At 33.0% G+C, this 22617-nt stretch carries 8 protein-coding genes; 2 read left to right on the forward strand and 6 right to left on the reverse strand.

Annotated features, from left to right (window positions below; translation table 11 throughout):
* Positions 1 to 35 precede the first annotated feature (35 nt).
* Positions 36 to 9938 (reverse strand): T9SS type A sorting domain-containing protein, encoded by a 9903-nt coding sequence (locus H6578_11255; GenBank protein ID MCB9227728.1) that lies wholly within the window; start codon positions 9936 to 9938, stop codon positions 36 to 38.
* A 368-nt stretch (positions 9939 to 10306) separates the two neighbouring features.
* Between H6578_11255 and H6578_11260 the strand changes: the two genes are divergently transcribed.
* Together H6578_11260 and H6578_11265 are read left to right on the forward strand one after the other, a co-directional pair.
* Positions 10307 to 11662, forward strand: a complete 1356-nt coding sequence (locus H6578_11260) for a sigma-54-dependent Fis family transcriptional regulator (protein ID MCB9227729.1) — start codon at positions 10307 to 10309, stop codon at positions 11660 to 11662.
* Positions 11663 to 11740: 78 nt separating this feature from the next.
* Entirely contained in the window at positions 11741 to 12619 is an 879-nt protein-coding gene (locus H6578_11265) for an NAD kinase (GenBank protein ID MCB9227730.1), read from the forward strand.
* Positions 12620 to 12737: 118 nt separating this feature from the next.
* On the opposite strand, the gene H6578_11270 is transcribed toward H6578_11265, so the two are convergent.
* The 5 genes from H6578_11270 to H6578_11290 all read right to left on the reverse strand — a co-directional run bounded on the left by H6578_11270 (position 12738) and on the right by H6578_11290 (position 22585).
* Complete coding sequence (locus tag H6578_11270; GenBank protein ID MCB9227731.1) at positions 12738 to 14537, reverse strand: DUF1566 domain-containing protein; 1800 nt, start codon at positions 14535 to 14537, stop codon at positions 12738 to 12740.
* A 5-nt stretch (positions 14538 to 14542) separates the two neighbouring features.
* Entirely contained in the window at positions 14543 to 15028 is a 486-nt protein-coding gene (locus tag H6578_11275) for a T9SS type A sorting domain-containing protein (GenBank protein ID MCB9227732.1), read from the reverse strand.
* 193 nt (positions 15029 to 15221) lie between these two features.
* The gene (locus H6578_11280; GenBank protein MCB9227733.1) at positions 15222 to 15854 is read right to left on the reverse strand and encodes a hypothetical protein; all 633 of its coding nucleotides are present in this window, start codon (positions 15852 to 15854) and stop codon (positions 15222 to 15224) included.
* Positions 15855 to 15937: 83 nt separating this feature from the next.
* On the reverse strand, positions 15938 to 17077 hold the full coding sequence (locus tag H6578_11285; protein MCB9227734.1) for a PorP/SprF family type IX secretion system membrane protein: 1140 nt from the start codon (positions 17075 to 17077) through the stop codon (positions 15938 to 15940).
* Entirely contained in the window at positions 17078 to 22585 is a 5508-nt protein-coding gene (locus H6578_11290) for a PKD domain-containing protein (GenBank protein ID MCB9227735.1), read from the reverse strand.
* Positions 22586 to 22617: the final 32 nt, after the last annotated feature.

Below are 22617 nucleotides of genomic sequence, written 5' to 3' on the forward strand. Positions count from 1 at the left end.
TTAATCCTCTCCCCCATTTGTTTACTATTATAGTACTATTCTTTTATCAATTTTACTGTTTCTGATGAATCTCCCGTAGTCAATACTAAATGATACATCCCTCCGGCTAAATGTAGCTGACCTAAGTCTATATTCAGTCTGTTAAAGCCTGCTTCTAAATTCACATTCTGAACTACTGCCTCTTGTCCCCATATATTATAAAGGGTTAGCTTAGCTTTTGTATCATTTTCTAGTGCTATATAATCTACCGTTGTTTTTCCTTCTATTACCGTTGGATAAACTTTAAATAGTTCTTTAATCTCACCAGCATTCACTTGCATTTTCATACAGGTTTCTTCACTTACACTTATTTTTATTGGGTTTTGCAATGTACCTAAGTGTTTGTTGATTGTATAAGTAATACTTTCTTGTATTGGATAAACTTGCTGTGTAGCTTCATCTAACAATTGTAAGCCTAAAACTTCTTCTTGATTTCCTGCAATAGTTAAGAAACTATAGCCTTGCTCTTTGCTTAAGCTTATTTCATTAACTCCCCTACATTCATCTAATTGGTCAAAAGCTCCTATTGTAAGATTTTCATTTCCTATTAAATATTCACAGCTATTATTATCTAATGCCAAAATATTAGTCATATTGCTTGCATATTTCCCATTTTCTACTACCCATGTATCACTAACATACAAGTTCTCTTCTATCACTCCTCCAGACTTAAACATACCTGCTATTGGATACACAAAACTTGTTGGTGTGTTAGAATAATACATATATCCTTTTCCTGGTATCATAGCTTGCAAACTACCTACCCAACCCAGTTGTGGGTTATATACTGCAAATTGAGATTTACCTTTTATAATATCGCCATCTGTTGGGTTTAGATTGCCTAAGGCGTCTGTTACACTTTGATTTCTAATGGATATAAAGCCTATCCAATTCCAGCCTTGTTTTAAATCAATAGTTCTATTTGTAGGATCTAATACATCGCCTACAAGTACTAAAGTATCAATTTGATTAACCTTTATTTTATAAGCTTCTTCTGGCTTAATACCTACATTATTTAATGCACCTACCCAGCCATTTCCTTCTAAGTAATTTGAAAATTCTTCTTGTCCTTTTATTTCATCCCCTGTTACACTTTCCAAACTCTCTAAGGTTTTATCTAAGTCCATTGAGTCTTTATTTAAAAGGAAGTCTGCTACCCAATTCCAACCAGAATTTAAAGGTACTTCTACTGCTATACTATAATTTGTTTCAAATAACTGAGGGGTATTAATAGTACCTATTAAGGTATTTGAAACGAAAGGTATAACATTTGGATTTACTTCACTAAACAATGTTCCTGAACTTGCATCCCATATTTTAAAAGTAATATCTTCTCCTGCATTCAAATTGCTGTATATGTCTAAGTAGGCATAGTACCTGTCCATTAATGGTTCATACTGTAAGTGGGTTACGCCTCTACATTCACCATTTACAAAGGCTGCCAGCATATCTTCTTCATCGCTACTTACTACATCTTTTATTTTTAAGTAGCCTATTATACTCATTGAGTTAGTATATTGTGCTGGGTCAACTGTCCAGTTTGGTTCTTCATCTCTTACTTTTACATTTATGGTAAGATTTTCAGGGAAACCAAAATCGGTTAGCAATTGTACGTCATTTGTATAGTCGCCTATATTCATGTACGGGTCTAATGTAAAGTTTATCGGCATTATACTATTAGGAGCTATTGTGGCAGTTAACGGTGTTACTGACAACCAACTTGGTATATTTTCTATATCAAAATCTTTGGCTGCTCCCCCTTGGTTTACTACGGCTGATGTAAAACTTAATGGCTCTCCAACAGCTTTGTCAAAACTTAAAACATCATCTTGCCATATTACTTGATTTTTATCTACATAAGCTATCCAAGTTTTAGGAGATTGCATTTTATTTCCATGTAAATCTTTCACTCCTTTAACTGTAATATCTAATGTAACATTTTCTATCATGCCACTTGCAGTAGTTGGTGTTATTATAATTTCATCATTATTTACACTATAAGTAAATGCTATACTTTCTACCGGACGCGGTATTTTTAATTTAGGCACGTCAGCTATTATATTGGCACTACCTACATTTTGAACCGTATGCGTTGTTGAATCTATTTGCTCAGAAATTGTAATAGATAATAAAGGAATACCTGTAGGATCTAAAGCATAGTTTTCAAAAGGCAAGTACAATCTTAAGGCATACTCATCGCCTTGCATTCTGTTATGCTTATCACGTTTAATTTGTTCAAATTTTCGGGAAGCATCCCAGAATCTAATTTCATCTATTTTACCTTCAAAATTTTGATCAACAGTTTCTACAGAGCCAGTAAAGAATCCTCTAGCTCCTACATACATTGTTGGTCCACCAAAATCATTATATGGTAGAGCTTGCACACTGTTTTCTAAATTTCCATCTATATAGCTTGTTAAATTACCCAATCTGTTTAAAACCAAAGCAAAATGATGCCATTCCCCATCAAATAAATTACTGTTGCTGGCTTGAAAATCCATACCGTTGTGTAATACATGTAGCATACCATTGGCATCTTTTTCTATATTCCAGGCATACAAACTATCTGAGGCTATACCATCTGCCTTTCCTGTAGATAGTAGGGTAGCTGGTGTAGTTTGGGTAGAATTAAACCAAAAACTTAGTGTATAATCCATTTCTTCTGTAATGTTTACATCTCCCTTAGCTACTTTCAAATAATTTGTACCATCAAATTCTATAGCATTTCCGCTTGGCTCTATTGCCCATGTGGCTCCACTAATAATTCCATTTCTTGCTCTTACATGGTCTTCAATTAAAATTCCATCTGATTCATCAAAACGCCAGTTGTACAATAAGTTTGACTCCGTACTACTTAATAATTTACTTTTCTTTAAGCTAAATTCTGATAGCGTTTTCGTTTCATTCCATATTCTTACATCATCTATTTTGCCACTAAATGCTGCCGTATTATTGGTGGCATCTTTGCCTATTAGCATTTTTCCACTACCTGTGTACTTAGGATACAAAGTAGTATTACCACTATTAATTATACTTGCCGTTGTAGTTTGAGAAGCTTCATACAACTCGGCTGTTTCATTATCGTAATTATACGCTACGGCAAAATAATGCCAATCGTTATCTGTATAGCTAGTATTACTAGTTACACTCATCCCGTTAATGGTAAATTCTAACTCATTATTAGTATTAAAGCCAAATTTTATTTGCTCATTGGCATCTGTTCCTTGACTAAGTATAGTCATAGCTCCTAAAGCATCTCGTTTAACAGACAACTCAAGTGTAAAATCTCTGTTTTGCAATGGTGCTCCGGCTGTTATTTCTACATTATCATTTACACCATTAAAAGCTAAGCTACTGGCGTGGCTGGTTTCTGAACCGTTTAATACACCTCTTACATCAAAATTTAAAGAAGTTAAACTGCCTAAATCTATAGGTTCGTTAAATCTAATAAGTATATCGTCATTAGGATCTAATATACCATCTGCAGGACTTGGTGTACCAAACGGATGTGGATTTATTCTGTCCATTACACCTGTATGAGTAGCTGATTCTTTATCGGCTAAGGTACATTCTGTTACTAAACGCAAATCATAATTACCATCTACAATTTGGTCTGTTTCCCAATCCCATAAAGTAAATGCAGTATTAGTAGGAATTTCAAGTGCAGCAGGATTATTTAAGCCAGTTGTATCTTTATAGAAAGTTTGCAAGCCTATCCATTGTGCTGATGATGTTGGTTTATAATCTAACCTAATGCTATTAAAGTCAAAGAAATTAATGTTATAATCATCTATTGCTATAGGCAATGTATCATTAAAACTATTGTTTAATACCCATTGGTCTGAAGGAACAATAAAACTCACATCGGTACAAGTAGGTAAAAAATGAGCACTTACATATACGCTATCAACAATATCTGGAAAATCATTTGTAGCAGCACTAGGGTCATACTGACATATTGAATGTAATAAAATCAATATACTATCGTAATCATAAACGGGGCCTGGACCTTTTTCTATAGTTAATACTTTATTGATAGATGAACCACCATTTATAAATACATCTGTTGAAGGAGCATTACCATCTATTTTTACATACGCACCAAAAGGATTACTGGCAGGATCCATTTTTACTCTATAAATAACATCATCATTTGTTTCTGATAAGTTAGTTAGCGTTAAATTAAATACAGCTGCATCACTTATTGGTATATTTGTTAGTAATGATGGTGCTACACTAATATCTACTTTCTCTATTTGCTGAGTTCTAGCACTTAGCTCAAAAGATGGATAATTAGGATTTGAACTTTGATTAGAAGGTTCATCTAAGTAATACTCCGTTAATAAAGCATCTTCATGCGGACACGCTGTTCTACCTCCAGGTCTTAGTTTAAAAACAGGTCCCCAACCTAAAAATGAAGGATAAACATCTACTGAAAATAAATCTGCTTGGTCTTGGTCATACAAAGTAAAAGCCACTGTTTCAGTAGAACTATTAGTGGTACTCCAATCTTTCCCGGAAGAAAAATTCATACCGATACTTTTAGACATTCCAACACCTGTATTGCTTACTTTAGTTTCTAATTCTACACCTAAGCTTGCTTCCATACCGTATTCTACATTTCTTGTAAAAGTAGAAGCACTTTCGTGAGTAATTGATGATGTAAAACTATTTCCCCCACTTATAGAATAATTATTACTTGTTTGGTTAAACTTATCTTCAATATGTTGCTTTTGCAATTGATAACTAGCATAATCATCATAAATTTCTGCTGCGGCTATTCCAGTACTACTTCCTATGGCAAAACTATAACCTCCTATCAATCCTGTTCCAGGAATAGGAACAACACTTACAGCTCCGCCAACTCCTTGTGCTATTCCTGAAATTGCTACTAAAGCTTTATATGCATCTAATTTCGTTTTGTATTTATCATACAATTTTGTTAATTCTCTATCTTTTAATTTTTCTCTAATGCCTGCATCATTAATATTAACTTTTTCCCACTCATTAAGCATTATAGATAATTCCCATTGCCTAATTTGATTATTAATCCAACGTACACTATCTCCTGTTAATGAGTCCTGTTGATTTGTTGCATTATATGTGTAACTAAGTCCATCCATAACTTGATATGAAGGATTTTCTAAATCTTTTAACCTTTGCCAAACTTCATTTAACTCGCCAGATGGCACAGCCAATTTTTCAACAGATAGTATAGAATTTAATCCATTAATAGTGTCATAAGCCAAAGAATCTGTCAATCTCATCATATATCCAATCACTTGGTCACTTGTCAGTTGAGGTAAAGATGCATCTACTCTTGAATCGTCATTGTTTAAACCATAATTAGGATCTGATATAGGTAAATGTGAAGTATATTTTGGATTAGATTGTAACATTACATTTCTCAATTCTATTAAATCTGGTATAATGATATCTTTTATATCATTTTCACTATACATAAATTGAGTACTATACCCACCCGGCACTACTGATAAACCATAAGTTTTAGCAAATGAAAAATTAGCAAAAGGACTACCTACACACTCAACCTTATTACACAATGAATCTGGCACAAGATTCAATGTTTCTGATATACCAAAAGTTACATTTTTTGATTTTCCTATATACATATCGCTACCTCTCCCTGGTAAAAATTCAACTGAATTTGTTTCCCATGTTTGTGTATTGGTTGTAACCGTTGTTTCTGTTCCTGAATTACCTCCCGTAGCTAGTGTATTAAATCCAAAATTAAAATTATTTTTCATATCTGATTCTATCTCAACTCCAATTCCTGTTGAAAACTTAGCTCCAACAAAAACTTTATCTGTAGAAGCCGTTGTACCACCCAAGCTCCATTGCCAAGAGTTTTCTGTAGTTTTTGTACTACCAACTTCTCTACTTGCAAAACTATTACTGCCTGGAGGGTCTCTTAAAACATATTCTGGAATTTGAGGTCCAGAAGTAATAAACTGCTGACCGTCTGATTTAGTCCCTAATATATAAGCTCTATATATTCCATCATAAACACTATTAAAAATACCTGTAGGTGTCCCATTATAATTATATGGTTTCCATGGAATAGCCGTTCCGTTTGTTTTTATTAAATTAATTTCTAGTTTCCTGGTAAAACTATATTCCGGTATAGATAAGTTTTCTGTAAAATTAGGTTTACCAATAGGAAATTTGTAAACTAAGTATTTTAGCGAGTCTAAGGTATTAACATCACTCATTTGAACACTATGAGCACCCGGTTGAGATAACTCATTATTAAACTCAAGTTTACCATCTGTTGTTGGAACACTATCAATAATTCCAGTTTGAAGATTTTCATACTGTTCGTAAACTAAAATATAAGCTTTAATTTCAGTATTCTCTCCTCTTGCATCAAATACTGGCCAGTTAAATGAACTTGCAGGATTCGTTAAATCTACAGATATTGTATCATTTGTAACTGGATGAACATAATTATATTCTTTCAATCCAATTAGAGGTAAATCAGGTCGTTCAAAATCCATAACTACTATCTCTGGATTTTGTCTATAAATATAATCTAATTGTTTTTGGTAGCTAAAAGAATCTACACTATAAATTGCATTTACAGAATCGTATCCTAAAGTATCATAAGCAACTGTAAACTGAGGTACTGTATTCAAATCTAGTAAATCTAATACACCGAAATCTATAGTAGGATTACTTGGAATAGTAACTGTAGGTATGTATCGTAAAGGAGGTAAATAAGTAAGGTATTCTCCAGAATTAATATCAGTCATTAATGTATCTGTATAACAACCACCACCCTGCTGAGATGTTAAAATTATTTGTGCTTGACCAATATTATTTGTACTTTTTCCTAACCCCGGTATGTATTGAGCTTCTCTTAATCCTCCTACTACACGACCAACTACTTTTATTAATGTAGAATCTTGAAAATGAATTCCGGCTAAATCATCTTGAAAATTATATGTTCCTGAAGTGGGAAAACGTCCTATATTCATAATATGCCCATTTTTGGCAATAGTAATAAAATGGTTACCTATAGGCACTTGTATTTCAAAAGCTCCAACTGCATCTGTTGTAACAGGAAGTCCATTAGCTACCACTGCATTTCCATCTATTAACAAAGATGCCCCTTCTACGGCACAATAGGTATTAGCATAAAACAAATCTCCAGTAACTGTAAAAGATGAAATATCTTCAAAATCTATATTATTATGTATGCTATTCCCTTCTCCTATAAACAATACTCTTGTACTTGGGTTAAACTGATGTATTGAATAACTAGGGGTTAAAACAAATGTTTCTCCAATACCATTATATGGTACTATCATTACATAGTTTCCACTAGCATTTGTATATGAAGATGTTGTTAGCTGCGAAGCTGTAGGTATAGTACTACTCCATTGTACACCACTACCATTAAAAGCAGCATGATTCCTATTGTAGCTTGTTCCTGTATGTGAAAAATCATAAGCATAATTTCCTCCACCTTCATTCATTTTTAAATATAGTTTCAAGCCCCTTTCTGCACCACTAAGTTGTCTTGAAAAATCTTGTAAAACAGTAATAGAATCCTTTCCTATATTCCAATATCTAAACTCGTCTAAATTACCTTGAAACGCACTACCAATAGTTATTGGAATGGTGTTATTATTTACACTTCCACTAAAAACAGTATAATTTGTACTTACTCCATTAACATATAATCGCATAGTATCGTTGTATAGAGTTGCAGTTAGCTGATTATAATTATTCAAATTTACCATAGATGCCGGAACACTAACTGTATATTTATTTGTAGGAGAATTATAAACACTAAATTCATAATTACTACCTACCAAGCCTATCTCGTAGCTTTCTAACTTATAAACTAAAGTAAAATTTGAGGCATGAGATATAGGGTTAAACCACAACTCTATTGTAAAAGAATCAGGTACTTGAAGCGAAGAATTATTAGCAACTTGCAAAGAAGATGTTCCATCAAATAATAGAGAGTTTCCTGTATATCCACCTGTACTTTCTGCTGTAATTTTTACGTCTTTTACAGCTATACCTCCAGTATAATTAACCTGACCTGCTACTGTACCAAAAGCACTTCTAAAACCTACAGATCTTATAGTATCACTATAAAAAGTATTGGTATTACACTGCGAACGCCCCACTAATGCATATTCATAAATAACATTGGCATCTGATGTTTGATCTATATAAAATTTAATAGCAGGATCTAATAAATCTAATTGTACAAAAGCACTATCTTGCTCCGTAATTCTTTTTCTTAATAGCAATACATTGGTAAGTTGATTTTCATTATTCAAATTCCAAGACATTTCTACTTTATTAGAAAAATAACCTTTTGAAGCTAAAAACTGATGTGTTCTAAAAGTACTATCTAATGCTTGAGGAGCAACTACTGCACTAATACTTGCAGATGAACTAACACCACAAACATTTTCTGAACGCAATATATACGTATAAGGTACGCATACTGCTCCAAATTCATCAATATAAGAAGCATCATCAGCGGGAATAATATAATCAGCATTTCCTGTAGATGAAGAGCGTATAAACCTAAAGTTATCTTCATTAGAAGGTGCATGTGAATTATCTGTCCAATTTAATTCCATATGGGCAGTACCCGGCAATTGAGTTACTGTTAAATTTGAAGGGGCTAATGGTTTGTCTAGTGCTATTCCAACATCTGATGAAGGATACCCTCTTCCTACACATTGAGTGCCATTAGCATATATCACAAATGTATAACCTAAATTTCTATTAGGTGCATCATATATATAAGAATTACTTGATCCTGAAATTGAGTTAATAGTTTGAACCTGAGCAGGACTTCCAGAAGAATAATCAATAACATCAATTTCATAACTTGCCGGAGCCGCTTGATTCCATGACCATGACAATCTTATTTTACCATCACATCTATCATCTGTAGCTTCAAAACCAAAAGGAGCAGGTAAAGGAGGTATAGCTGATATTGATACTTGGCTAGTAGATTCCTCTCTTTTATTTAATGTTACATTACCATAAGTATCTAAAGCATAAGACACCCTTACTTCATACCTATGGTTATTATAATCAGCAATTAGTATGTCCTCATTATTATTACCAGAAACACAAGCTACTGTTTTTATAAGATTATCATCCTTATATATTCTTGCTCTCATTGATGTAGCATCTACAGCATCCGTATTTTGTATATTCCAAGATAAAGTTACTTTTCCACAACCGGCAGTAGCAGATAAATTTTGTCCTAAATTTATATCTCCCCAGCCTGTCATTTCTACAGGAAAATTAGATCCCCAACCACCTTTGCCCGTATTTGAATCGGGTCCTTCATCTTCAAAATGAACAAATCCCGGCTCAAAACTATAATCCTCTAAATACAACAAATCATTAGGTATTGGCACTCTTGTTTCATACCATATAAGGCTTCCATTAGGGTCCCTATCTACATTGTGTGCCCTTCTGTATATTCCCCCCGTATTTAAACCACTATAATATTGAGATAATCCCATATTGAGATTCCCGATATTAGGAGTACTAATAACATCATGATTACTAATAATAGGGTTACTGCCATCACTTAGAGAAAACAATTTTTCATCATTCAAATAAAATTCTAACACCATTAAGTTATCATGGTCTCCGCTTGTGCTACCATGTAAAATTAAAACATCACTTGTTACTGTCCTATTACTTTTATTCAAAAAGTTACTAAAATCCACATTACTACCAAATCCATAATTCCAAGGACCAAATAAGCTTACATACTCGACTTGATTTACAAATTGAGCATTAGAATGAAAAAATATAATAGTGAAAAAAGAAATAATAAAAGCTGTTAAAGAATTATTTCTTCCATTTAAAGTAAATTTGTTTTTCATGGTTTTCATTTTATAGATTTTAAACATATTTTAATACTTGCGACAAAACTATTTTTTTATTTACTAATTTTTAAAAAAATGTGGTGAACTGTAGAGTTTTGTATGTGAATGACATTTTTACAAGGGATTTGTATATAATAATGGACATTTTTTTATAAACAAATAGATGGATATTATACACATATAACCATAATATGTAAAATATATCAACGGTTTAAGAAAAGGGACGGCTAAAAAAACTTCTCGTACAATTATATTTTTATCTGTTTAATTTCCAAATTATACTCCCCATTAACACACAAATAACACTTTTAAATTTGGTACAGTTATAAATTGTATATAATTTTGTACACTTAATAAATAAAACTATGGCTAAAATATTGATAGTTGACGATGAAAGAAGCATCAGAAATACCTTAAAAGAAATTTTAGAGTATGAAAAATATAAAGTAGATGAAGCGGAAGATGGAGCTAAAGGCTTAAAAATGATACAAGAAAACCACTACGATGTGGTTATTTTAGACATAAAAATGCCAAAAATGGACGGCATTGAGGTTTTAGAAAAAGCCATGTTAGAAAATCCCGAAACACCTTTTATTATGATTTCGGGACACGGGAACTTAGAAACTGCCGTAGAATGCGTTAAAAAAGGTGCTTACGATTACCTGCAAAAACCACCAGATTTAAACCGACTTTTAATTACAGTACGCAATGCTTTAGATAAAAGCAACTTAATAGTAGAAACTAAAGTTTTAAAACGAAAAGTAAGTAAAACCAGAGATATTATAGGCGAATCTCCCGCTATTAAAAAAATAATGGAAACCATAGAACGTGTAGCCCCTACCGATGCCCGAGTGTTGGTAACAGGCGATAACGGAACCGGAAAAGAATTAGTGGCTCGCTGGATACACGAAAAAAGCAATAGAGCAAAAGGTCCTTTAGTAGAAGTAAACTGTGCAGCCATTCCTTCTGAATTAATAGAAAGTGAACTTTTTGGGCATGAAAAAGGAGCTTTTACATCGGCTATAAAACAAAGAGTAGGAAAATTTGAGCAAGCTAATGGAGGTACTTTATTTTTAGATGAAATAGGCGATATGGATTTATCTGCTCAAGCAAAAGTGCTACGTGCTTTGCAAGAAAATAAAATAACCCGGGTAGGTGGCGATAAAGAAATAAAGGTAGATGTGAGAGTGGTGGCGGCTACAAACAAAGATTTGATTGCTGAAATAGATGCCAAAAAATTCAGAATGGACTTGTACCACCGTTTGAGTGTTATTTTACTTCATGTTCCGTCTTTAAATGACAGAAAAAACGACATTCCATTATTGGCAGAAAAATTTGTAAAAGAAACTTGTGAAGATTATGGTATTCCCATTAAAACCATAACCCCTTCTGCATTAGAAAAACTAATGGAATTTGACTACACCGGAAATATCAGAGAGCTAAAAAACATTACTGAAAGACTGGTAATACTAAGTGGCACTAAAATAACAGACGAAGATGTAGAAAGTTATGTATCAAATTCTGTAAGTTCAAAATCGCCAACTGCTTTATTTGATCAGTTTGAAAAATTTCAAGACTTTAAAGAGCACATAGAACGCTTATTCATAGAAGATAAACTAAAGAAAAATAGCTGGAATGTATCTAAAACTGCTGAAATTTTAGATATACAGCGTAGTCATTTGTATAACAAAATAGAAAAATACGATTTGAAGAGAGTTTAAAATAATGGTTAGTTATTAATGTTTAATTATTAAATAAAAGCATTAAAAACTATAGACCAATGACTAAATACTAAAAATATGCAAGTAGCTATATACGGTAGAAAACTAAAAGAAAATGTTGCTCAATATGCTCAAAAATTATTTGACTTATTAGGTAAAAACAATGTAGCTATAGTTGCTTACGAACCTTTTTACAGACATCTTAAAAAAGACTTGCAACTAAATATTGAAGCAACTACTTTTTCAAAACAAAATGATGTAACCAAAAATATAGATTTTGTTATTAGCCTTGGTGGCGATGGCACCATATTAGATGCCGTTAGCTGGATTGGAGAAAAAGAAATACCGATAATAGGCATCAATTTTGGTCGCTTAGGTTTTTTAGCCAGTATTCCTATAGATGACATTGAAAATGCTATAAATGCCATACTAAACAATCAGCATGTAATAGACAAAAGGAATATGGTAGCATTAGAAACCAACAAACCATTATTTAGAAAAGCTCCTTTTGCCTTAAATGAGTTTACTGTTCAAAGAACTTTAACTTCATCTATGATAACTGTACATACTTATTTAGACGGCATACACCTCAACTCCTATTGGGCAGACGGACTGATAGTGGCTACAGCTACCGGCTCTACAGGATATTCGCTAAGTTGTGGTGGTCCTGTTATTTATCCTAACAGCAAAAACTTTATTATTACGCCTGTTGCCCCCCACAACTTAAATGTACGCCCTATGGTAGTAGCAGATGATGTAGAAATAAAACTAACCGTAGAAGGGCGTGGCTCACAGTTTTTAACAACCTTAGACAGCCGAAATAAAACCATAGACAGTAGCTATACTATGTATTTAAGAAAAGCTAAATTTCAAGCTCACTTAGTTCGCTTAAGTTCTAGCAATTTTGTAAATGCTATAAGGGAAAAACTTCTTTGGGGCGAAGATTTGAGAAATTAGAAAAATACAAGATACCTCCTTATATAAAGTATGAAAAATAATTTCACATTCCATAATGTTCCCCTCCTAAAAAGGATGAAAAAAAATTTATACGCATTGTAAATTGGAAGCTATTAACTTAGAAAGTTCTAACAGCTCTGACAAATTTATCATGTGTTTTTGGTTCTGATAGTTTAGACAAACCTTTTAAGAAATACGCTATATTATTATTATATAAAGTAGATGACCAATATCCTAATATGCTAACACTCGGTAAGCCCGCAGGATAATTACTCCCTAATAAAATTAGGTCTTCAATTTCAGGCAAGAACCAATCATTGTAAATACTGCCATTAATACCACCACTTAGGTTAGCACAATAATTCATTGCATCATCCCAAATTAGTCTATTAGGTGCATCTGAGTTATAACATACACGCCCATGACCAGAGTCATCAAAATTAAAGACAAATCCACCTTCATATTCTGCACCATAATATAAATTTGTAAATTGAAAATCATTACTATAAAATGTCCCAAATATATTTATTACCACCATGCGAACATGATATACAGCACCTAATGTTAAATTTGTTATTCTCACACTTGACACTGTTTCATTAGTAGTTCCACTTACTGGGCTTGTTATAGCGGTAATAGTACTATCATAATTTGTATTCAACCCATACTCAAATAAGATTGTTGAAGAATAGCCATTGGCATTTACTATCCCATTAAATTTTACACCATTCGTATTAATATTTGGTCGGGTTGTATATGCTGTTTTTAAAGCCGATGGATTTTGCCATTCTGGAATACCGGATGTATTTACAGTAAGTATTTGACCAGTATTACCCGAAGCTACTATTTCCCATGATACACCATCCCAATATTGCATTTCTCCAATTTGTGTACCTTCTGGAACATTTGGATCTACTTCGCTTGAAATAAAACCACTTACATCTGGAATTTCACTACGAATTTGAACTACTGAATCGCTTAATTCAGTTTTAGTAGCTAAAGTACTTAAATCTTGATCACCAGTATTAATACCGGACAAATTACTTAGGTTAGTAATATCCGTAGCAGTGATATTTGCAGCTTGACTACTGCTAAAAGTTGGATCTGTTTCAGAAGCTATAAAACTACTTACATCTGGAATTTCACTACGAATTTGAACTACTGAATCGCTTAATTCAGTTTTAGTAGCTAAAGTACTTAAATCTTGGTCACCAGTATTAATACCGGACAAATTACTTAGGTTAGTAATATCCGTAGCAGTGATATTTGCAGCTTGACTACTGCTAAATGTTGGATCTGTTTCAGTAGCTATTAAACTACTTACATCTGGAATTTCACTACGAATTTGAGCTACTGAATCGCTTAATTCAGTTTTAGTAGCTAAAGCACTTAAATCTTGGTCGCCAGTATTAATACCGGACAAATTACTTAGGTTAGTAATATCCGTAGCAGTGATATTTGTAGCTTGACTACCGCTAAAAATTGGATCTGTTTCGGATATACTTCCTGTAACTGTTTCCGCAGTTTTAGCATGTAAAGCATAAGGTACACTTAATAGTTGGCTTACCCCAGTAATAGTATAAGTTGTGCCACCGCTTAGATCTGTTTCTGTTTTGATAAAATATGATCCGTTTGACCAGTCTATGGCTGTGAAATCGCCACTTAAAATAGTTCCTGTACCAATTTCTATACTTACTAAACCATTGGCATTGGTATTCGGAATTTGTGTTTCCACATACACTGCTGTTCCATTCACAGCACCTTGTAGTATAGAAATCTGCATCCCTACAGTTCTATTACTGACTAAATTATTGTTTCCATCTCTGACAACCGCTTGATAACTCATTTTTTCTGGTGTTTGAGCAAACATACTTACAGTTATAAATAATGCAGTATAAATTAGAGCAATTTGTCTCATGATTATTATTTTTTAATAATTTTAAAGGATTTTATTATCTTGTTCTCTTGATTTACAACATTAATAATATATGTTGCAGATGGTAAATTTGTAGTATTTATTTGTGTTTGATATGTTGTAATTCGGTTTTTGTTTAATATTTTCTCTTGCATATCATTAACCCAGTAAAATAGTTTTTCGTTCTTGTAATCATTAATCTGTAACGTTAGATTTTCAGTAACAGGATTTGGAAAAACTGTAATAGCAATATTAGATTTAATGTTATTAATTCTCATCACATAAACTTCGTATGCCTGTTGAACTCCTTGGCTTACATTACCAGTAGTAGATGTATTTGTAGTGTAAACTACTTGTCCTATAGTATATGCAACAGAACCATCGTTGCCAAAAACATCGCCACCAGTAGTACTTATACTTTCTTGTGCTTGAATTGTTGATAATCCTATAACAAATAAGAAAAATATACTTAAAAGTGAATATATGTATTTCATTTTTTTCAAAATTAAAAACTAAAGTACACCAAAAAACAGTTGAATATTAACTATCCATCTCAAATATAAGTATTTCCTATTAAAACAGCAAGTACTTATTTTGTAAAGATTTAATCTCTCTCACCCTTGTTTTGTTTCATATATAGTAAATATAAAAATACATAATCTTTAAGCTCAATATACAGAAGTATATTTACAAAGAAAATTGTATATTCATAAACGGAGAAATTACTCTTTGTGCTCCGGCATTAACTCTGCTTAAATCGTAGGCAATTAGGTTTATTTCTAAACCTACGTTAAAATATGCTCTGCTGCCCATGGGGATAGAATAGCCTATGGCTGCATATACATTTCCTAATCCATCTTCTGCTGTTTGTCTAATATTGCTTTGCCTGTTTACTTGACTAGCGTAGCTTTTTTGATAAACGCCTCTTAATTGTGCAAATAATCCTTTCCACACATAGCCTCTAATATAAGCTACCGGACCTATGGTGTGCTGGTTGTATGTATAGGTGTTGTTTCTATAACGCAAATAATCATACGTAAATCCTCCGCCTAATTCTAATCTGTTTTCTACAACTTGATATCCTATTAATGGAGATAAACCTACATTAAATAAGCCATCATAAAATCCTAAACCTACAGAGCCACCTATTCTTATTCTACTAAGGTCTCCATTTTTATTATTTTTCTTTAACTTCTCTTTTTTAGCAAACCCAACAAATTCATCATTTTTTGATGGAGGTAAATCATTATCATAATCACCTTGTGCATAAATGAAGGCAAATCCCAATGAAAATAAAAAAAGGAAGAAATATTTTTTCATAACATAAAAGTAACGGATTTTTTTGAATTTTAGTTTTTCAGTAGTCAGTTATCTGTTAATAGATTTCAGTAAACAGGTAACTTTCAAAAACTTGGACAATGAGTTTTGTACTTGTAGTTTTTCTTGCGTTTAAATGTACCTATTTGTACTAAACTTATTTCAAAACCACCATTTCCTTTGCTGGCTTTTGTTAAGCTGGATAAATTAATATCATAGTTAATTAGTAGCCTTGTTCTATTAAACTGATAGCCCATAAGTGGCGAAACGGCATCGTTTAACCTATACATTGCCCCTACGTATAGTTTTTGAGTTTTTTGTTTCGGATTATTATTAAGCTTAAAACCACCAATGGCACTAAACAAAATTTCCATAGCTTTTTTCTGGTAAGTAAAATATGCACTGGCATCTATGTCTATTCTATCATTTACTTGGTAGTTTACACCAGCTTGTAGCAAGTGTCTTGCTCCTATTTTATTATCTTGCTGATAAAAAGATTCTTTAGGTCTATTAAAATGTAGCATTGAGTAGCCATACATTAATCTCACTTTATCCCCTATTTTATTGCTGCCTTGTAGTCCAAAACCTAAATCGTAATACAGCGTATTTTGTTTAGCATAAGTTTCTTGCTGCGGTAAAGTAAGGTCAAAACCAACTTTATCTACCCACTGACTGTTAAAATATAGTTTGCTAAAATCTACAGAGCGGTGTACCAAGCCTGCCACAAAACCAAGCGATAAAAAATGCTTGTGGTTTTTATCTAAACCTTTATGATATGCTAAAGACAAATACACTTTATTAGCTTGCAAATTTCCGTCTCCGGCTATATCGTTTATATAATTTATGCCTATTCCTGCCCAATCGGTGTTATTTATTTTTTTATCTAAAAAAGAAAAATCGCCATAAACTGCGGTAGTGTTGTAGTTTAGCATTTTTCCTTTTATAGCCCACGGCCACTGCTGTTTGTGGTTTAAGCCTAATCTATAACTTCCATCGTAAAAACCTGTATTAGCAGGATTGTAAGAAATAGGATTAGCAAAATATTGAGAAAAATGGATGTCTTGAGCTAAAGTGGCGTTAAAAAAGCATATTGAACAAATAATTAAAATGCCATTTAACTGAAATTTATTATAAATTTTAAATGGAAAAACAATATTGAGATTCCCAATCAAGTTGGGAATGATGTTTTTTGTTTTAAAGTCTGCTATGTAAAACTTTTTTCTCATTTATCTCAGCAAAGTTATATTTCCTTTTAAAACCGGGTATGTTCCGTCTAATAATTTTGCATTTACTACATACGTATATACTTCCATTTCTTGTGCTACACCTTTATATGTTCCGTCCCAGCCTTCGTTTTGACTATTACCTTCAAAAACCAATTCGCCCCAGCGGTTGTAAATTAAAAACTTTAATTCTACTATACCTATTCCTTCCACATAAATAATATCATTAACGCCATCATTGTTTGGCGAAAACGCATTTGGAACACCAATTAAAGGTATGAAATCTATTTCAATTTCTTTACAAAAAGTATCTATGCAGTTTCCATTCCAAGCAATTAAGCACGGGGTAAATTCATCTATACTTTCATAATTATGTGTAGGACTGTAAGTAATGCTGTCTTCTTCTCCATCTCCAAATTTCCAGTTAAAACCTTCATATTGTGTAGTGTGATTATGAAAATCAACAGCATCGGGATAAAGGTAGTAATTAGAATCTGTAGTGAAATATACATTAGGGTAGTTGGCTACATTTACCGTTTGATAAGCAATAGCAGTTACATTACAAGAATTAGAATCTGTTACAATTAATTGTATAGTGTGAGAACCTGCATTTTCATAAGTAAGCTCTGGTTCAAAATCTGTAGAAAATTGATTAGCTCCAAAATTCCAAGCGTATTCTAAATTAGGTTCGCTTGTATTGCTTAGTTCAATTGGTTTCCCTTCGCATCCGGCAGTAGCACTAAAAGAAGCTTTTACATTTGGAAGCATGGTAAATTGTTGCGAAACGGTATCGGCAGGATGGCATAAATTTTCGTTTGTAGCTATTAAGGTAATAGTGTATGTGCCGGGCAAATTATACTGAACAGTATCTATTTCTTCTAAAATGCTTGTGCCTGTTTCATAATCCCAAAAGTAATCTGTTGCCATTTGGCTGGTATTATCTACAGTTATCAGCAAATTAGAATCGCATTGGCTTAAAATCACAGCATCAAAATCAGCTAAAACCGCATCATCATTTGTAGTAATGTTTATTGTAGCCGTATCGTTAATATTGCAAGAGTTTGTATCTATAGCTACTAAAGTGAAAGTGTAATTTCCTACAGCGGTATAGGTAAAATTTGGAATGGTTGGAGATGTACTTACATTATTTAAGCCGTTTGTCCACCAGTAGGTGTTATTTCCTTGTGTTAAATTTTCAAACTCCACTTCAAGAGGAATACATCCCGCAGTATTTGATGCTTCTAAAATGGCATCAATTCTATAAAATTCTATTTCATAATAAGTGGTGTCTGTAGGTTTACAATCTTGCGTAGCATCATTTATATTATATTGAATAGTATAAGAACCCAATTGAGTGTAAGTATAGTATAAATCTGTTCCGTACAAAATATCTCCATTTCCCATATCCCACTCATGTATGCCACCAACATAAAATGCCTGTAAGTGAACTTGAATAGAATCGCAACCGTAGTTTATTTCATCTATTTGTATATCTATATAAACTTGTCCTTCTTCTACAACTACGGTAGTTTGTAAAAGTGTATCAATATTGCAAGTAGCAGAATCGGTAATCAAAACGCTAACCGGATAATGTGCTACATTATTGTAGGTATAGCTTGTATCTTCTTGATTAGAAAAATCGCCTGTTCCAAAATTCCAAAAGTAAGTGGCACTATCGCTGTTGCTTTCTGCATTAAAATTAGAAGTATAAGGCAAGCAACCAAATGTATCTACTATAAAACTACCTTCTAATTTAGGCAATAAGTGCATATCAAAATAAGCGGTATCGGTTGGATAACAAACATTATTATTGTCCGTTACCATATACATACCGTTATAATCTCCTGCGGTATAAATTGTAGAAGCATTGGCATTGGTAGAAAAATCTCCATTACCAAAAATCCAAGTATAACTATCTGCCCCGGCATTTAAAGAAGTAGCATTGAGTTGCATACTATCGCAATCAAAATAAACAGAATCTAAAGCTATATTGGCTCTTGTACTGTCATTAATGGTTTGAATATTAGTGTATGCAGTATCGGAAATATTGCAAGTAGAAGAATCTACAATAATTAATTGCACTTGAAAATTTCCTACTTGCGAGTAAGTAATATTGGTATCTAAATTATTAGAAGCGGTTTGTCCATTTCCAAAATTCCATTCTAAAGAATTAAAATTAGTATAGGTACTTTCAAAATCTACCGAAAGTGGAATACAACCGAAAGTATCAGAAGCTAAAATTGCCGTTTCAAAGCGTGGCAATAAATGTATATCAAAATAAGCGGTATCAGTTGGGTAGCAAACATTACTATTGTCTGTTACCATATACATACCGTTATAATCTCCTGCGGTATAAATTGTAGAAGCATTGGCATTGGTAGAAAAATCTCCATTATCAAAAATCCAAGTATAACTATCTGCCCCGGCATTTAAAGAAGTGGCGTTGAGTTGCATACTATCGCAATCAAAATAAACAGAATCTAAAGCTATATTGGCTCTTGTGCTGTCATTAATGGTTTGAATATTAGTGTATGCGGTATCGGAAATATTGCAAGTAGTAGAATCTACAATAATTAATTGCACTTGAAAATTTCCTACTTGCGAATAAGTAATATTGGTATCTAAATTATTAGAAGCGGTTTGTCCATTGCCAAAATTCCATTCTAAAGAATTAAAATTAGTATAGGTACTTTCAAAATCTACCGAAAGCGGAATACAACCGAAAGTATCGGTTAGCTGAACTTCGGCATTAAAAAGTGGCGGTATGTGTATGGTTGTTTGAGCAGAATCTTCAAGCTCGCAAGATGTAGAATCTACTAAGTTTAATTTTACGGTATAATCTCCGGCTGTATCGTAAATGTGATAAACACTATCGGTATAATAAAAAGTACCATCGCCCATATCCCAATAATATTGTGTAGTAGGATAATTTGTAGTGCTGGCACTAAAAGATTGATTGTGGCAATCTATTACTGCATTATCTAAAAAAATGGCAGATAAAGAATCATCTCTAACCACTACACTCAAACTGGCTGTATCTGCTAAATTGCATGAGTTGGAATCTATACCTATCAATACTACATTATAAGTACCTGTATCCATATAAGTATGCACAGGATAAAGTAAGTTAGAAGAATTACCATCGCCAAAATCCCACGTAACAGAACTTACACTTACGGTATCGGCAAAAAAGTTAACCGTAAGTGGTGTACATCCTGTAGCTCGGGGAAAGGCATCTACTTCTACATTAGTAGAAGGTAGCTCCATATCAAATTTTATAGTGCCTAAGTTGCACTGCGTAGAAGCATAATTGGTATATCCGGGAGTGGTTCTAAATGTACCGCCACTACATGCAGCACAAACTGCTTGATAAATAATTCCATTTTCATCAAAACGAGAAGTACCTCCGTCAACATGCTCTTGTGCTGTGCCACCAAAAAAGGTAGCGTATTCTAATCCGGCAGCATTTTTATCTAACACAAAAAAGTAAAAATCGCCATAATTATTATAAAAAGGCTGAACGGCATCGGAAGTTACAGGTAGGTTTTGTAACATATAAGTGGTGTAAGAGCTGTTTCTAAAAAAATTAGTGTATCCACCCCAGCCCGATACAAATACTCGCTCGCAAATATCTACTAAAAGAGCTGTAGGAGAAATTTCTACTTTAACAGAATCTGAACCAAAGCATGTGCTATAAAATGTGGAGTTTAAATCATTTGAAAATTTATGGATAAACTGTTTGGTATTAGCTACGCCATAAGTGGCATTTACAATAGGATAATTTCCTAAAGTTTGCCCTACTATATATACGTTGTCGTTTAAATCTACATCTATTAAATAAACTTGGTCAAAACTATCTGTTCCAATATAAATGGCATTTTGAATAGTACCCGTACTGCCATCTAATTTTGCTAAAAATCCATCTGCAACGCCACCATTATAACCATTGGTAGCTGGGAAGTTACTACTCATTGTTCCACCTACTACAAATAAATTTCCATTATGGTCAATTTTCATAGAGTAAGCTCCGTCATTTCCGTTTCCACCTAAATAATGACTAAAAATTATAGAATCTAAATCTGTAGTAAATTTTAAAACCACTCCATCTTGTGCTCCTTGAAAAACGCTTGTAGAATTAATTATAGGGAAATCATTAGAATTGGTAGAACTTGCCACATAAATATTATCGCTACTATCTATTATCACTTCGCCTCTAAAAGCATCTCCGTAGTTAAAATTCAAATCGCTAAGGTTGTAACTACTTTGATAAATGGTATCGTCATTCAATCCGTCATTTTCTGAGCCGCCAAATAGCGTAGAGGCATTTAGCGTGCTTCCGTCATTGCTTAATTTAAACAAAACCATATCGCTGCCACTGTATAAATGCACACCATTGTTAGGATAATCGGCAGTATCTCCACCTAAAAAAGTAGTATCGTAAGCGTTTGTACTTACAGGAAAATCTGACGAGCTTGTTGTACCCAGCACTACCAGTTCGCCTGCATTATTAACTATCATACTGTTAGGCAACTCTGTTTCATTTCCGCCTATGTAAGTGCCGTATATCTGTGCTCCAGTAGTTTGGTGGTAGCAAGAAATAGCAATGTCAATAATTCCTCCATTATAACTGGTATCATAAGCACCTACAGAAGTAGGATATTGCCCTCCGGAATTAAAAACAATACCACCGCCATAAGCTCTACCAATACTATCGTAAGTGGCTGTAAAACCAAAGTTAGAATTTGAAGACTCTGTTAAACGAGAAAAAATTAGTGTTGGGTCTATAATTAATTCAATATTGGTATCGTATTTTTCATTTATTTTAAAGCTAAGTGTGTTTGTTTTTTTGTTAAAGCTGTATTCGCAAGCTATTTCTACTTCTTTGTCGTTTATAATTTGATAAGCATAAGGTTTAAGTTCTGTAATATTTGCTAATGATGTTTCATAAACAAAATTTCCATTTTCAACACGTGGATTTTCTATTCCATCATATTGAATGGCTATATCTTTTGGATTTCCACCGGGCTTAATATGTATGTCGTATTTTAAATTACCACCATTTTCTTTTACTACAATATCAGTATTAGGATAAATATTTTTATATAATAATGATGTATAAACCGGCACTTTTGAAGCCCATTTGTTTTTATCTCGTCCTATAAAATAGTTGTAATAATTAGTAGCTGCATTTCCTAAAGGCAAAACATTTTCTGTTGTAGCATTTTGAAATATCATTTTATAAAAATGCCCTGTTATTTCATTGTCATGTACTTCTTCTTCGTGTTCATTATGCTCATCAGTATGGCTGTGCTTGGTACTTTGCAGTAAAAAAGACCAATTATCTTTTTCAAAATAAATATCGCCAAACTGTAATGGCGTGCTGTATGAAATATTATTATTCCACTGCCCTTTGTTTTGTATAAATTGTATGTTTTCTTGGGCAAAAATAGGCGTGCAAAACTCCAATAAAATAGCTAATAAAAAAACTTGTATGGCTATAGGGGCTTTCATTAAATATAAATATACGTAAAAATATAAAACTC

This window comes from Chitinophagales bacterium, assembly GCA_020635995.1.
Taxonomy (GTDB): Bacteria; Bacteroidota; Bacteroidia; order Chitinophagales; family UBA8649; genus JAFMKE01.

Excerpts from the sequence above, each read along its gene's own strand:
- H6578_11255 (MCB9227728.1), bottom strand. The coding sequence starts at position 9,938 with ATGAAAAACAAATTTACTTTAAATGGAAGAAATAATTCTTTAACAGCT.
- H6578_11275 (MCB9227732.1), bottom strand. The coding sequence starts at position 15,028 with ATGAAATACATATATTCACTTTTAAGTATATTTTTCTTATTTGTTATA.
- H6578_11280 (MCB9227733.1), bottom strand. The coding sequence starts at position 15,854 with ATGAAAAAATATTTCTTCCTTTTTTTATTTTCATTGGGATTTGCCTTC.
- H6578_11265 (MCB9227730.1), top strand. The coding sequence starts at position 11,741 with ATGCAAGTAGCTATATACGGTAGAAAACTAAAAGAAAATGTTGCTCAA.
- H6578_11285 (MCB9227734.1), bottom strand. The coding sequence starts at position 17,077 with ATGAGAAAAAAGTTTTACATAGCAGACTTTAAAACAAAAAACATCATT.
- H6578_11290 (MCB9227735.1), bottom strand. The coding sequence starts at position 22,585 with ATGAAAGCCCCTATAGCCATACAAGTTTTTTTATTAGCTATTTTATTG.
- H6578_11270 (MCB9227731.1), bottom strand. The coding sequence starts at position 14,537 with ATGAGACAAATTGCTCTAATTTATACTGCATTATTTATAACTGTAAGT.
- H6578_11260 (MCB9227729.1), top strand. The coding sequence starts at position 10,307 with ATGGCTAAAATATTGATAGTTGACGATGAAAGAAGCATCAGAAATACC.